The sequence below is a fragment of the Bradyrhizobium sp. SZCCHNR1015 genome, assembly GCF_032489875.1.
Taxonomy (GTDB): domain Bacteria; phylum Pseudomonadota; class Alphaproteobacteria; order Rhizobiales; family Xanthobacteraceae; genus Bradyrhizobium.
The window spans coordinates 62,832-77,748 of record NZ_JAUEYW010000001.1; the positions used below are offsets into that span (position 1 = coordinate 62,832).

Here is a 14,917-nt window from a genome sequence, read left to right on the forward strand (position 1 = left end):
AACATCACCGGCGCTCTGATTGACGCGCCGTCTCATCTGCCCGCAATCTCCGCGCGATTTCGCAAGCAGTCATATTGCAGGGGCAGGGGATCGATGAACGAGGCCGCGAAGCCAGGCATTCCGCTGTGGTTCAAGCTTGCCTATAGCGCGTTCTGCGCGGTGCTGGTGCCGACCTATCTGATGGCCTACGGCCCGACCAACTTCCTGTATTTCTGCGACGTCGCGCTGTTGACGACGCTGGCCGCGGTCTGGCTGGAGAGCCCGCTGCTCGCCTCGGCGCCGGCGGTCGGCATCCTCCTGCCGCAGGCGTTGTGGGTCGTCGACTTCCTCGGCACCGCTGCAGGCGTGCCGTTGACGGGCATGACGGCCTACATGTTCGACGCCAAGCTGCCGCTGTTCACCCGCAGCCTGTCGTTCTTCCATTTCTGGCTGCCCTTCGTGCTGGCCTGGCTGGTATGGCGGCTCGGCTACGACCGCCGCGCCTTCGCGGTCTGGACCGTCGCCGCCTGGGCGCTGTTGTCGGTGTGCTACTTCCTGATGCCGCCGCCACCCGCGACCAGCGACCTGCCGGTCAACATCAACTACGTCTACGGTCTCAGCGACGCCGTGGCGCAGAGCTTCATGCCAGGACCGGCGTGGTTCGGGATGCTCCTGATCGGCCTGCCGCTCGTGATCTTCTATCCGACCCACCGACTGCTGCTGCGCTATGCAGGCCGCGTGCCGATGTTGACGGTTGTTCCTGTAAGGTTGTGATCCGCGCGTCTCTTTGAGGATCGTCGGCACGCGCCGCCGGCTGGCGTCGCTTCGGACACCGGCCTCTCCGCCGTCATTGCGAGCGAAGCAATCCAGAGTGCCACGCGCGGTCCTGGATTGCTTCGCTTCGCTCGCAATGACGAAGATGCTAAGGCTTTGCCTTGAACGGACCGATCGAAGCGCGTGACGAAGGAGACGACGATGCGGCTGGCAGTGATTTCCGATGTGCATGGCAATCTGCCGGCGCTGGAGGCGGTGCTCGCGGACATCGAGACACGCGGCGTCGATGCCACCGTCAATCTCGGCGACTGCGTGACCAGCCCGTTGTGGCCGCGCGAGACATTCGACCTGCTGCAGTCGCTGGAGTTGCCGACCGTGCGTGGCAATCACGACCGCTGGATCGAGGAGTTGCCGGAGGAGAAGCTCTCTCCCGCCGGTCGCTTCGCTCGCGCGGCGCTGACCGCCGAGCAGCGCCGGGTGTTGCACGCGCTTCCGCCACGGATCGCGCTGGACCATGGCATCCTCGCCGTCCACGGCACGCCAGACGATGACTGCGCGCTTCTGCTCGAGGAGATGCTCGATGACGGCCGCTACGTGCCGGCGCGCCGCGACGTGCTGGCCTCGCGCCTCGTCAATCTCGGCGGTGCCACGCTCGTGCTGTGCGGCCACAGTCATCGGCAGGCGATGGTGCAGGTGCCGCGCGGACCCCTGGTGGTCAATCCCGGCAGCGTCGGCTGTCCGGTGTTCGGCGACATTCCTATTGCGGCACAGCTCGAATATCGCTCGCCGCACGCCCGCTACGCCGTGCTGACGGAGCGCCGCGGACATTGGCAGGCCGAGCTGCTGGCGCTGACCTATGACTGGGATCGCGCGGCGGCGCGCGCCGCCGAAAACGGCTTTCCGCATTGGGCCGGCGCCTACGCCTCGGGCGCGGTGATCTGACAGGGTACGACGACGCGGTGCTTGGCGAGGTATTTGGCGAGGCGCTATGCGATCGGCCATGCCCGTCGGGCAAATCAAGGCCGCTTCATCGCTGTTGTGCGCGATGCAACGGGCGACATCGGCTTTAAATCTGCCTGCGCGCAGAAATTCATTTCTCCAACGCCTTCAAGCTGATTTGCCCTGTCCAGTCTCGCCGCGAAAAATTCTCTTGTTTCGCTTTGTCAGAAATCGTGCTTTCATCCCGCCGTCCCGCCCCGGCACGAGGGGCGTATCGCGATCGTCACGACACGCGGGGTGGGATGCGATGGGCGCTTGGGGCTGCAGCATGGCTGATGCCGTGCGGACGAACAGCCTTGGCGCACGCCGAAATCGCATGGTCCTGGCCTCCCGACGCTGAGGCCAAGCCGGTGGGGACGATGATCCGCCGGTGACGGGGGCAAGACAGCCGGTCCCCGGGGAGAGTGCGTATAAGGCGTAGAGCCGTCGTGCAGGGAATGCCGGTTGACCGGCTGGACCTGTGGTGACTGCCGCCTGCTTTCTTTCTGCAGGCGGGCCATGGGTTGCGGCCAGCACCCGGCATTCCCTGCGCCCTCGACCTGAACGAGGGGGACATGGACGATCATGACTCGGGCACATCGTGCCGCGGGAACGACGAGTTGCATCCAGCCCTGTCAGCGCGCGCATTCGGAGGTTCCGTAATTCTACGGGCGGGACAATTAACGCGGCTGAAGCAGCCGATCGGGCATGGCAAGGGATCACAAGGAAGGTTCTGCGCGCTCATGAATTGGCCTGGGGATCCCACGCGCTCGAAGCGAACGGCCGGCGGCAGCCCGCTGGGGGCCTTCTTCCTTTGGATCGGCGGCTTCGGGGCCATCGAAGGTCTCGACGACGAAGCGCTGACCGAGCGCGATCGCCGGCGCATCCGCGCGCGGCAGGTCGATGCCGTCGCGCGCCTCGTCCCCGTGACCATCGGCATCAACTTCGCCAACGCCGCCATCATCCTCGGCGTGTTCTGGAACACCGTCTCCAATCTCTTTCTCTTCGCGTGGGGCGCCGCGATCGCCGTGGCCGGCGGCATGGCGCTGCGCGGCTGGTGGCGCGCGCGCAAGTCGCGGCCGCAGGAGGCGTCCGAACGCGCCATCTCCCGGATGACGCTGCAGGCGTTTTTCCTGGCGACCATCTGGGGATCGCTGCCGCTGATCGTGATGCCGCAGGTCGATCCGCATCTGCAGATCATCGTGGGCTCGCTGATGACCGGGATGATCTCCGGTGGCGCGTTCGCGATGTCGAGCGTGCCGCGGGCTGGTCTCGCCTACACCTGGACCCTGATGCTCGCCTCGGTGGGCTCGCTGTTTCTTTGCGGCGGCGCGACCTATCTCGTACTCGTCGTGTTCCTGCTGCTCTACACCTCGTTCATGGTCCGGCACCTGGTGTCGCACGGCAACGTGTTCCTGGAAAACCTGAAGGCGCAGATCCGGCACGAGCGCCAGAACGAGACGATCTCGCTGCTTCTGAAGGAATTCCAGGAGAACGCCGCGAGCTGGCTGTGGCAGACCGATGCCGAGGGCCGTCTGATCGACGCGCCGCAGCGCTTCGCCGACGTGGCCCAGCTTCCGCTCGACCAGCTCAAGGGCGAGCGGCTGATCGATACGCTGAAATATCTCTGCCCGACGGATACGGCGACGCTAAAGACGTTCGCCGATCGGATGGCGCAGCGGCTGTCGATCCCGGAGATCCTGATCCACGTCGTGGTCGCCGGCGGCGAGCGCCGCCGCTGGGCGCTGACGGCGCGGCCGGCGCGGGATCACGAGGGCAAGTTCGCAGGCTATCGCGGCTTCGGCCGCGACGTCACCGAGCGCTGGCGCGCCGAGCAGGCGGAAGCCGAAAGCCGCGCCAAGTCCGACTTCCTGGCGATGATGAGCCACGAGATCCGCACGCCGATGAACGGCGTGCTCGGGCTCGCCTCGACCTTGCTGGAGACCAAGCTCGACGACGAGCAGCGTCATGCGGTCATGACGATCCGCGAGTCCGGCGACAACCTGCAGCGCATCCTCAACGACATCCTCGATCTGTCCAAGCTCAACGCCGGCAAGCTCGAATTCGAGACGGTGGATTTTTCGCCGGCGGCGCTGGTCGAGGCGGTCACCGCCATCATGGGCGTCAACGCGAAATCGAAGAGCCTGCTGGTCAACGCGGATATCGATCCGAAGCTGCCGCCGGCGCTCAAGGGCGACGTGGCGCGCATTCGTCAGGTGCTGATCAATCTCGCCTCCAATGCGGTGAAGTTTACCGAGCAGGGAGGCATCACCATCGCCGTGGCCTGCCGCGCGCGCGACGATCAGAAGGCGACCATCGAGTGGCGCGTCTCCGACACCGGCATCGGCATTCCCGCCGATCGGGTCGGCAAGCTGTTCACGGATTTCGCCCAGGCCGATGCCTCGATCAACCGCCGCTTCGGCGGCACCGGGCTCGGTCTGGCGATCTCCCGGCGGATCATCGAGCAGATGGGCGGGGTTATCGCGGTGTCGTCGGTGCAGGGCGAAGGCTCGACCTTCCGCTTCAGCCTGACCTTGCCGTGGAGTGACAAGCAGGTGTCCGATCAGCGCGCCGACCGGGTCGGTGCCGGCGACCTCAAGGCGCGGATCGAGGCGCTCGGCCGTCCCTTGCGCGTGCTGATCGCCGAGGACGACGCCACCAACCGCATGGTGGTGTCGAAGATGCTGCAGGAGTTCCCGGTCGACAAATGCATCGTCCCGGATGGCTTGCAGGCGGTGAAGGCGGCCGACGAACAGGCGTTCGACCTGGTGCTGATGGACGTTCGCATGCCGGAGATGGACGGCATCACCGCGACCCGGGCCATTCGGGCCAAGGGTGGACGGCTGGCCGGGCTGCCGATCATCGCGCTGACCGCGAATGCCTTCCCCGACGATATCAAGCAGTGCCGCGAGGCCGGCATGACCGACTTTCTGGCCAAGCCGTTGCGCAAGCCGGCGATGGTGGCGGCGATGCTGAAGGCAATCGGCACGCCCGCGCCCAGCGTCGAGGCGCCGGCACTGGCGCCGTCTGATGTCCCGGCTGCGACGGCGGAGGCCTGAGCCGATAACGAGGGGAGCTAGACCGAGAAGCTGGTGCCGCAGCCGCAGGAGGCGGTGGCGTTGGGATTATTGACCCGGAACGAGGCGCCCATCAGGTCGTCGACGAAATCGACCTCCGAGCCGGCGAGAAACGGCACCGAGGCGGGATCGACCAGCACCACGGCGCGATCGCGCTCGATGACGAGGTCGTCGTCGGCCTTGGCACGGTCGATGTCGAACTTGTACTGGAAGCCGGAGCAGCCGCCGCCTTCGACCGAGATGCGCAGCATCGCGCCGGCGCTCTCCTTGCCGAGGATCTCGCCGATGCGGCGGGCTGCGCGTTCGCTGATGGTGACGGGGCCGGTCGAGGCATCAGTCATGGCAGGAGGTCTCCGAGAGCAGTGCGTCATGCCCTATTCATTTGGTCGCGGGCACTCCCCATAGTTAAGTGGGCTCCGCCGAGGAATCAAATCGCAAAAGGAACAATCGCCCGTGTCGGTCGGAATGGCTGCCCCCCGCGCTCCCTATTCCTGCGATCCCGATCGCAGCCGGGGTCGCCTGTTCGCCGAGCCGCCGTCGCGCACCCGCAGCCCGTTCCGCAGGGATTGCGACCGGGTGATCCATTCGACCGCCTTCCGTCGGCTGAAGCACAAGACCCAGGTGTTCGTCTTCCACGAAGGCGACCATTACCGCACCCGCCTGACCCATTCTTTGGAAGTCGCCCAGATCGCCCGCGCGCTGGCCCGCCAGTTCGGCCTCGACGAGGACCTGACGGAGACGCTGGCCTTGGCGCATGATCTGGGACATCCGCCGTTCGGCCACGCCGGCGAGCGCGCGCTGAACCGCTGCATGGCGGAGCATGGTGGCTTCGACCACAATGCCCAGACATTGCGCATCGTCACCTCGTTCGAGCAGCGCTACCCCGATTTCGATGGCCTCAACCTGACCTGGGAATCGCTCGAAGGCATCGTCAAGCACAACGGGCCGTTGCAGGCGCCGATCCCGCCGGGAATCGCCGAGTTCAATGCCCGGTTTGACCTGGAGCTGTGGAGCTACGCCTCGCTCGAGGCCCAGGTCGCCGCGCTCGCGGACGACATCGCCTATGACGCCCACGACATCGACGACGGGCTGCGGGCCGGCCTGTTCACGGTCGATGACCTCCAGGAGATTCCGCTGCTCGCGGCGATGATCGCCGAGATCGACCGGCAATATCCGGCGCTCGATCCGATCCGGCGCGGCGCCGAGCTGGTGCGCGAGCTGATCTCCTACCTGATCGCCGCCGTAGCGGCCGAAGCCGAGCGCCGGATCACGCGGGCGCAGCCGATGTCGCCGCACGACATCAGGCGGCACAGCGGGCCGCTGGTGGCATTTCCGGCCGATGTCGCCGAGCACGAGGCGACGATCAAGGGGTTTCTCTGGCAGCGGATGTACCGCCATGAGCGGGTGATGCGGGTGATGCGCGACGCCGAGCGCATCGTCGCCGACCTCTATGGCCGCTACCATGAGGACGGTTCGACACTGCCCGCAGGCTGGCTGGACGGTTGCGACGGCGAGGGCGATCGGGCTCGCCGCATCGGCCATTTTATCGCCGGAATGACGGACCGTTTCGCCTTAACCGAGCACCACCGGCTTTTTGACTCGACTCCGGATTTGCGTTAGGCGGCGGCATGGTCGAACAAGCTTCCACCCCGTACCTTTTTGCCGACATGCTCGCGCGTGTCCACGCCATCTGCGCCATCATCGCCAAGCAGGGCGGCTGGCCCGAGGGCATCGATTTCTCGCGCGTGGTGGTCGAGCCGCCGCGCGATCCGAGCCATGGCGACATGGCCACCAATGCCGCGATGGTGCTCGCCAAGGAGGCGAAGGCCAAGCCGCGCGAGCTCGCCGAACAGATTGCCGAGCGCCTGCGCGCCGACGAGCTGGTCGCCAAGGTCGACGTCGCCGGACCGGGCTTCATCAACCTGACCCTGCAGCCGACCGTCTGGGCGCAAGCGCTCGGCACGATCCTGCGCGAAGGCGCTGCCTACGGCCGCGTCGCGCCGGTGTCCGGCGCGCCGAAGGTCAACGTCGAGTACGTCTCGGCCAATCCGACCGGGCCGATGCATGTCGGCCACTGCCGCGGCGCCGTGTTCGGCGATGCGCTATGCAGCCTGCTGCAGTTCGCCGGGCGCGACGTCACGCGCGAGTACTACATCAACGACGCCGGCGCCCAGGTGGACGTGCTCGCGCGTTCCGCCTTCCTCCGCTATCGCGAGGCGCTCGGCGAAGACATCGGCGCGATTCCGGATGGGCTCTATCCCGGCGACTATCTGAAGCCGGTCGGGCAGGCGCTGGCGGCCGAGCACGGCGACAAGCTCAAGGCCATGCCTGAGACCGAGTGGCTGCCGATCGTACGCGACAAGGCGATCACGATGATGATGGCCGAGATCAAGGACGATCTCGCCGCGCTCAACATTCGTCATGACGTGTTCTTTTCGGAGCGCTCGCTGATCGCCGGTGCGACCAACAAGGTTGCCGACACGATCGAGTTCCTGCGCGAGCGGGGCGACGTGTATGAAGGTCGTCTGCCGCCGCCGAAGGGCGCGCCGCCCGAGGACTGGGAGGATCGCGAGCAACTGCTGTTCCGCGCTACCGCCTATGGCGATGACGTCGATCGTCCACTGATCAAGTCGGACGGCAGCTACACCTATTTCGCCTCCGACATTGCCAATCACCGGCACAAGTTCGAGCGCGGATTCGCCGACCTGATCGACGTGTTCGGCGCCGATCACGGCGGCTACATCAAGCGCATGCAGGCGGCGGTGAAAGCGGTGACCGCCGGACAGGCGGTGCTCGACGTCAAGGTCGTGCAGCTCGTCAAGCTGTTGCGCAATGGCGAGCCGGTGAAGATGTCGAAGCGCTCCGGCGACTTCGTCACCTTGCGGGAAGTTGTTGATGAAGTGGGGCGCGATGCTGTCCGTTTCATGATGCTCTATCGCAAGAACGACGCTGTGCTCGATTTCGACCTGGCCAAGGTGATCGAGCAGTCGCGCGACAATCCGGTGTTCTACGTCCAGTACGGTCACGCGCGGGGGCATTCGATCTTCCGCAATGCGCGGGAGAGCGTGCCCGAGCTGCCGGAGGAGGAGGGGGCACGGCTGGCGTTCCTCCGCGAGGCCAAGCTCGAAAAACTCTCCGACTCGGCCGAACACGACCTCTTGAAACGCCTGGCACTGTACCCACGTACGGTGGAGAGCGCGGCCCTGGCGCATGAGCCGCACCGGATCGCCTTCTACCTGTATGAACTTGCAAGCGAATTTCACGCCCTCTGGACGCGGGGGCGGGATTTGCCCTATTTACGCTTCATTATCGATGATGATGCAGAATTGACCAAGGCACGTTTGGCCATGGTTCAGGGCGTCGTCTCGGTTCTGGCGTCGGGACTTGCCATCTTGGGCGTTAATGCTCCTGATGCAATGCGCTGATTGGGGGAAACACGCGACTTCAGTTGGGGGCCTCAATCTGGCAGGGTCCGCCTTAGGACGCATATGCGGCTCACCCGCAGGGACGCTTCATCACGATGGCTGATCGTTACCAGGACAGACCCTTTCCCGCTGATGGTTTTGGCCGTGGTGGAAACCAGCAGGCCGATGCCGATCCGCTCGCCGAACTCGCTCGCCTGATCGGGCAGAACGATCCTTTTGCCGCCTCGGGCCGGGCCACCCCGCAGTCTCAGCCGCGGCCGATGGCGCGCCCCGCGGCGCCCGCGCCGGAACAGCCGGTCCCCGGCATGCCTTCGGCCGGGGCTCCGGCCTGGATGCAGCGAGCTCAGCCTGCCGCCGCCAACCCCTTCGCCGACATGGGCCGCGAGCCGCCGCAGCCGGCGCCCGCACCGCCGGCCTTTCCGGCGGGCTATCAGGATCCGCGCGGCCAGCCAGGCTTTCCTGATCAGGATTTCGCGCCCGCGCCCGCTCCCCGGCAGCAGCAGGGTTATCCGAACGCGGAGTTCGCCGATCAGTTGTCCAAGCTCGACTACAGCGTCGGCGAGTCGCGCCACGGGTTCGCCGAGAATGATCGCGACTACAACCGCGACAATGGCTTCGATGACAACGAGCCGGACTCCTCGCGCTATGACGATGCGCTGTTCGGGCAGATGGGCTCGGGACAGCAGGGGTTTCAGGGCGACAACGATTTCCAGGACAGCCAATACGGCTATCAGGACGGTTACGACGAAGGCGAGGAAGAGGAGCGGCCGCGGCGGCGCAGCGGCATGAGCACCGTGCTCGCGGTGCTGACCCTTGCGGTGGTCGGCACCGGCGGCGCCTACGGCTACAAGACCTACATCTCGTCCGGCCGGACCGGCGAGCCGCCGATCATCCGCGCTGACAACAGTCCGACCAAGATCATGGCCCAGCAGGATCCGACGCCGAAGGTGCCGGATCGGCTGCTCGGCAATGACGGCGGCGAGAAGCTGGTGTCCCGCGAGGAAACGCCGATGGATCTGAACACCCGCGGCGGCAATCCGCGCGTGGTGTTCCCGCAGATGAACCAGAATGCGGCTCCGCCGCCGGTCAGCGCCGGGGCGGCCCCGATGTCGCAGATGGCCAATGCCAATGGCATTTTGCCCAACAGTGATCCGCGTCCGATCAAGACGCTGTCCGTGACGGGAGGCAATCAGGCCGCCGCGGTCGATCCGCCGATGCCTGCGACGCCTGCAACCAAACCGGCGGCGACGCCGAAGGGCCGTAAATCGCCGGCCAACGCCAACGCGTCGGCCGCCAACGACAGCCCGATGCCGCTGACACCGCAGCCGGCCGCGCCGGCGAGCGCGCCGGCCCGGATCGCCGCCGCCGTGCCGGTCACCGAGCAGACCCAGAACGATCGGACCGGCGGTTATCTGGTCTCGATCTCGTCGCAGGCCAGCGAGGCCGAGGCGATGACATCGTACAAGGCGGTGCAGGACAAGTACGGCGCCGTGCTGGGCAAATACGAGCCGATCATCAAGCGGATGGATCTGGGTGAGAAGGGTGGCGTCAGGTACCGCGCGGCCGTCGGGCCCTTCGCGACGAAGGAAGAGGCCAACAAGATGTGCGGATCGTTGAAAACTGCCGGCGGACAGTGTTTCCCGTTTAGCAACAATTAAGGCTCGCTTGACCGCCTCCGAGGCGGGGTCTATGCGGCCCGCATGACCATGCGGGCTTTCATTACCGGCATCTCCGGACCTGATCTCAGCGACGCCGAGCGCGCGTTCATCCGCGAGTTCAGGCCCTGGGGTTTCATCCTGTTCAAACGCAACGTCCAGTCACCCGCCCAAGTAACTGAACTGGTTGAGGAATTGAGGGCCTGCGTCGGCCGCGCCGACGCTCCCGTCCTGATCGACCAAGAGGGTGGCCGGGTGCAGCGCCTGGGGCCGCCGCATTGGCCGGCCTATCCCGCCGGCGTGGTGTTCGACCGTCTCTACGACCTTGATTCGGCCGCAGGCCTCCGTGCCGCCTGGCTCAGCGCCCGCCTGATCGCCGATGACCTGATCGCGCTCGGCATCACCGTGGATTGCCTGCCGCTCGCCGACGTCCCCGTCGCCGGTGCCGATGCCGTGATCGGGGATCGGGCCTATGGCACGACGCCAACGAAGGTCGCTGCAATTGCCCGGGCGGTGACGGAGGGGCTGGAGCAGGGCGGCGTGCTGCCGGTCCTGAAGCACATTCCGGGGCATGGCCGGGCCACCGCCGACACCCATTTCCGCCTGCCGACCGTGGACGCGCCAGAAGCGGAACTCGACGCCACCGATTTCGCCGCCTTCGGGCTGCTGGCCGACCTCCCGATGGCGATGACTGCACATGTTGTGTTTAGCGCGATCGACGCCGCCCATCCGGCCACGACTTCTGCGACAATGATCGAACGGGTGATTCGCAAACGGATCGGGTTCCAGGGTTTGTTGATGAGTGATGACGTTTCCATGAACGCATTGGCCGGATCGATCGCCGAGCGCACGCGTGCGATCGTGGCGGCCGGCTGCGACATGGTTCTGCATTGCAACGGCAAGCTCGACGAGATGCAGGCCGTGGCCGCCGAGACGCCGGAGCTGGCCGGCCAAGCCCTGATCCGCGCCGATCGTGCACTTGCGGCGCGCAAGGCGCCCACGGGCTTCGATCGTGACGCCGCGCGCGGCGAGCTCGACGCCCTGATCAACCGGCTGGGACCCGCGAGCGCATGACCGCTGAAATTCTGTCGTTTGAAACCGGCCGTCCCACGACGGAGCTGGCCGAGGCCGAGCCGGCGTTGGTCGTCGACGTCGAGGGCTACGAGGGCCCGCTCGACCTGCTGCTCGCGCTGGCGCGGCAGCAGAAGGTCGACCTCGCCAAGATCTCGATCCTGGCGCTCGCCGACCAATATCTTCAGTTCATCGAGGCCGCCCGCAAGATCCGGCTGGAGCTCGCCGCCGACTATCTCGTGATGGCGGCCTGGCTCGCCTTTCTGAAGTCGCGCCTGCTGCTGCCCGAGCCGCCGGCGCAGGAAGGTCCGAGCGCCGAGGAGATGGCCACGGCACTTGCCAACCGGCTGCGCCGGCTGGAGGCGATCCGCGAGGCCGCCAATCGCCTGATGAACCGGCCGCAGTTCCAGCGTGACGTGTTCCCGCGCGGTAACCCGGAGGCCATCGCGGAGGTCCGTCGTCCCAAATTCACCGCGACCCTGTTCGACCTGCTGTCGGCCTATGCCATCCAGCGGCAGTCGCGCGTCGTCACGTCCGTTCATATGGCCAAGCGCACCGTCTGGTCGCTCGCCGAGGCGCGCGCGTCGCTCGAACGGCTCGTCGGCATGACGGAGGTGTCGGACGACTGGGGATGCCTCGACGACTACCTGCTGGACTACGTCGTCGAGCCTGCACAGAAGGCCACCGTCTTCGCATCGAGCTTTGCGGCCGTCCTCGAACTGGTCCGCGAAGGCAAGCTCGAGCTGAACCAGAAGCAGGCGTTCGCGCCGCTGTATTTTCGTAAGCGTCCACCGATCCAGCCCGGCGCCATGGCTGCGCCGGACTTGACGGTTGAGTAACGAACAAGGAGACCCTGCCATGGCAAGCTTGGCGGAACTGCGCATGGAAGAGCCCGACGAGATCGCGATCGAGCCCGCGGCGCGCCCCGAAGAGTTGCGCATCCTCGAGGCTCTCCTGTTTGCCTCGGCCGAGCCGCTCGAGCAGGCCGCGCTCGCCAAGCGTATGCCTGAAGGTGTCGACATCAAGGCCGCACTGGCGCAGCTGCAGGCGGAGTACGCCAATCGCGGCGTCAATCTCGTGCGCGTTGCCAACAAATGGACCTTCCGCACCGCCGGCGATCTCGCCTGGCTGATGACGCGCGAGAGCACCGAGACGCGCAAGCTGTCGCGTGCGGCGATCGAGGTGCTGGCCATTGTCGCCTATCATCAACCGGTGACGCGCGCCGAGATCGAAGAGATCCGCGGCGTCGTCACCTCCAAGGGAACGCTGGACGTTCTGCTGGAGACCGGCTGGATCAAGCCGCGCGGGCGCCGCAAGACCCCAGGCCGTCCGCTGACCTTCGGCACCACCGATGCGTTCCTGGCCCAGTTCAGCCTGGAGACCCTGGGCGATCTGCCAGGCCTGGAAGAGCTGAAGGGCACGGGCCTGCTGGATTCCCGTCTGCCGACCGGCTTCACCGTCCCGACGCCATCGGACGATCCGACGCTCCGGGAGGACGAGGAGCCGCTGGATCCGGGCGATCTCGATCTGGCGCTTGCGCCCGCGGTCGAGACCGAACCTGGCGAAGCTGAGGCGGCAGAGGCCGAAACGGCGGAGATGGAAACAGTCGCAGCCGAGACGGCGGCTGCCGAGGGCGAGATGGGAACCGCCGAGACCGCGGTTCAGGACGACGCCTCGTCGCAGGTCGCCGTTGGCGATCTGGAACTGCCCGGCACCGATGTAGAAACCGACACGACGGAAGTGGACTTCGCCGTCGAGGAGACCGAGCTCGAGCAGGAGGACGAGGCCGTGACCGAGCTCGTCGAACCTTCTGCCGAGGCTCAGGCTCAGGTGGAGGACGAGGCAGAAGCAGAGGCCGAGATCGACGCGGCAGACCATGAGATCGACGCAGCCGATGACGAGCACGACCGCGATACCGACGAGGACGGCTCGCCGCACCAAAACTAGTGGTCGGAGCTGTTAACACTCGCGTTATTACGTAGGTCCCGCCGCGAATTGTCGGACCTTAAGTGCTTGTTTTTGGAGGCGTTGGCGCCTACCTTCCGCCCAGATCGGGCTGTCCGCGCGCTATTTTCGGCCGGTGCTAGGCCGCGTTCGTGTTGCTGTTTCGCAATCGAATGCTAGAAGCGAAGTGTCGCGGTCAAGTCCATGGATATGACGCGGTTTCGGCGGTAGCGTCGACGGGCAGTCGGGTGAAGGCTGCGCCGGTGTTTGGAGGGTTGCAGGATGGGTTCGCTTAGCATTTGGCACTGGATCGTCGTGATCGCGGTCGTCCTGCTGTTGTTCGGGCGCGGCAAGATTTCCGATCTGATGGGCGACGTCGCGCAGGGCATCAAGGCGTTCAAGAAGGGCATGCAGGACGACGACAAGGCGCCGGAGAAGACCGAGCCCGTCAAGTCGATCGATCATGGCGCCACGCCTTCGGCCACCCGCACGGATGTCGGCAGCAAAGCCGTTTGATCTGCGCGTGAAAGGCGCGGGCGGCGCGCCCCCGCAGGGACGGCACCGGGACCTGTTCAGGCAGGCCCGGGCAGGCGGGATCAGAGGCGTCGTCGCGTAGGCGGATTGTTTCATGTTCGATATCGGCTGGAGTGAGCTGCTCGTCATTGGGGTCGTCGCGTTGATCGCGATCGGTCCCAAGGAGCTTCCGGGCGTCCTGCGCATGGTCGGGCAATGGATCGGCAAGGCGCGCCGGATGGCCTCGGAGTTCCAGGGCCAATTCCAGGAGGCGATGCGCGAAGCGGAAATGGCCGACCTCAAGAAGAGTTTCGACGAGGTCCGTGAGGCCGCCAGCGGTTTCACCCCGACCGGCGTGATCTCCTCGTTGCAGCGCGACGTCGACAAGGCTCTCGATATCGAGGGGATCGACAAGCCTACTGAGCCGGCGCCCGCACCGGACGCGGCCGCTGCTTCGTCCGAGCCTCCTTTGACGACCCCCGAACCGCCACAGGCCGAGACCTTCGTGGAGGCTGAAGCTCATCAACCGGTGGGCGAGCCGCTGGCGATCGTACGTGAAATCAAGCCCGAGCCGCAGCCCGAAATGTCTGCGTCAGCAGAAGCTGAACGCCTGAAGGACGCCAAAGCGTCATGACCGTCGAAGATATCGAGGCCAGCAAGGCCCCGTTGATGGACCACCTGATCGAGCTGCGGTCGCGGCTGATCAAGGCGCTGCTCGGCTTCGGCGTGGCCTTCATCTTCTGCTTCTTCTTCGCCAAGCAGATCTACAACATCCTAGTGCTGCCGTTCGTCTGGGTGGCAGGTGCCGAGAACAGCAAGTTCATCTACACCCAGCTGCTCGAATATTTCATCACGCAGCTCAAGCTGGCGATGTTCGGCGCCGGCTTCATCTCCTTTCCGATCATTGCGACGCAGATCTACAAGTTCGTGGCGCCCGGCCTCTACCGCCACGAGCGCAATGCTTTCCTCCCTTACCTGATAGCGACCCCCGTCTTCTTCGTGCTCGGCGCCATGCTGGTCTATTTTGCGGTGTGGCCGATGATCGTGCGCTTCTCACTCGGCATGCAGCAGCTCGGCGGCCCCGAGACGGCGCAAATCGCGTTGATGCCAAAGGTCGGCGAATATCTGTCGCTGATGATGTCGCTGATCTTCGCCTTCGGCATCGCATTCCAGCTCCCGGTCATCCTGACCCTGCTTGGGAGGATCGGCATCGTCACCTCGCAGATGCTGAAGGAGAAGCGGCGCTATTTCATCGTGATCGCCTTCATCATCGCGGCCGTCCTGACGCCGCCCGACGTGCTCAGCCAGGCCTCGCTGGCATTGCCGCTGCTGGCCCTCTACGAGGGCGCGATCATCGCGGTCGGCATCGTCGAGAAGCAGGCGGCTGCGGCCAAGGCGGGCTCTTCGTCGGGCTCCGGCAACTTGCCGACCACGCCAGCGGAATAGGGCAGGCCCGCAAGCCCGGGCTCCATCCCGGGCGTTGCCTGTTCCCATCCGCCGC

General features: G+C 65.9%; 13 protein-coding genes. 12 read left to right on the forward strand and 1 reads right to left on the reverse strand.

Annotated features, from left to right (window positions below):
• The first annotated feature begins 93 nt into the window (after positions 1-93).
• The 3 genes from QX128_RS00305 to QX128_RS00315 all read left to right on the forward strand — a co-directional run bounded on the left by QX128_RS00305 (position 94) and on the right by QX128_RS00315 (position 4,790).
• Positions 94-753 (forward strand): hypothetical protein, encoded by a 660-nt coding sequence (locus QX128_RS00305; protein ID WP_316236406.1) that lies wholly within the window; start codon positions 94-96, stop codon positions 751-753.
• A gap of 201 nt (positions 754-954) precedes the next feature.
• Positions 955-1,695 carry a metallophosphoesterase family protein gene (locus QX128_RS00310; RefSeq protein ID WP_316178549.1) on the forward strand — a complete coding sequence of 247 codons (741 nt, stop codon included), beginning with the start codon at positions 955-957 and terminating at the stop codon, positions 1,693-1,695.
• Positions 1,696-2,474: 779 nt separating this feature from the next.
• A complete protein-coding gene (locus tag QX128_RS00315; protein WP_316236407.1) occupies positions 2,475-4,790 on the forward strand; it encodes an ATP-binding protein in 2,316 nt (771 codons plus the stop codon).
• Between the two features lie 17 nt (positions 4,791-4,807).
• Here QX128_RS00315 and erpA read toward each other — a convergent pair whose 3' ends face one another.
• Entirely contained in the window at positions 4,808-5,149 is a 342-nt protein-coding gene (erpA, locus tag QX128_RS00320; protein WP_315711699.1) for an iron-sulfur cluster insertion protein ErpA, read from the reverse strand.
• Positions 5,150-5,261: 112 nt separating this feature from the next.
• Here erpA and QX128_RS00325 point away from each other — a divergent pair, with 112 nt between their 5' ends.
• From QX128_RS00325 to tatC, 9 genes are all read left to right on the forward strand, one after another.
• The gene (locus QX128_RS00325) at positions 5,262-6,428 is read left to right on the forward strand and encodes a deoxyguanosinetriphosphate triphosphohydrolase (RefSeq protein ID WP_315799814.1); all 1,167 of its coding nucleotides are present in this window, start codon (positions 5,262-5,264) and stop codon (positions 6,426-6,428) included.
• Positions 6,429-6,436: 8 nt separating this feature from the next.
• Entirely contained in the window at positions 6,437-8,233 is a 1,797-nt protein-coding gene (gene argS, locus QX128_RS00330) for an arginine--tRNA ligase (protein WP_316236408.1), read from the forward strand.
• A gap of 95 nt (positions 8,234-8,328) precedes the next feature.
• On the forward strand, positions 8,329-9,891 hold the full coding sequence (locus tag QX128_RS00335; protein ID WP_315799816.1) for an SPOR domain-containing protein: 1,563 nt from the start codon (positions 8,329-8,331) through the stop codon (positions 9,889-9,891).
• 42 nt (positions 9,892-9,933) lie between these two features.
• The gene (gene nagZ / locus QX128_RS00340; RefSeq protein ID WP_316218772.1) at positions 9,934-10,962 is read left to right on the forward strand and encodes a beta-N-acetylhexosaminidase; all 1,029 of its coding nucleotides are present in this window, start codon (positions 9,934-9,936) and stop codon (positions 10,960-10,962) included.
• The gene (locus tag QX128_RS00345; RefSeq protein WP_315751001.1) at positions 10,959-11,798 is read left to right on the forward strand and encodes a ScpA family protein; all 840 of its coding nucleotides are present in this window, start codon (positions 10,959-10,961) and stop codon (positions 11,796-11,798) included. Before nagZ ends, QX128_RS00345 begins: the two co-directional genes overlap by 4 nt.
• Before the next feature lie 19 nt (positions 11,799-11,817).
• On the forward strand, positions 11,818-12,906 hold the full coding sequence (scpB, locus tag QX128_RS00350; RefSeq protein WP_316236409.1) for an SMC-Scp complex subunit ScpB: 1,089 nt from the start codon (positions 11,818-11,820) through the stop codon (positions 12,904-12,906).
• A 279-nt stretch (positions 12,907-13,185) separates the two neighbouring features.
• Entirely contained in the window at positions 13,186-13,419 is a 234-nt protein-coding gene (locus QX128_RS00355) for a twin-arginine translocase TatA/TatE family subunit (RefSeq protein ID WP_006614346.1), read from the forward strand.
• A gap of 112 nt (positions 13,420-13,531) precedes the next feature.
• Entirely contained in the window at positions 13,532-14,050 is a 519-nt protein-coding gene (tatB, locus tag QX128_RS00360) for a Sec-independent protein translocase protein TatB (protein WP_316236410.1), read from the forward strand.
• Positions 14,047-14,862 carry a twin-arginine translocase subunit TatC gene (gene tatC, locus QX128_RS00365; protein ID WP_316178562.1) on the forward strand — a complete coding sequence of 272 codons (816 nt, stop codon included), beginning with the start codon at positions 14,047-14,049 and terminating at the stop codon, positions 14,860-14,862. The genes tatB and tatC overlap by 4 nt, the downstream gene beginning before the upstream one ends.
• Positions 14,863-14,917: the final 55 nt, after the last annotated feature.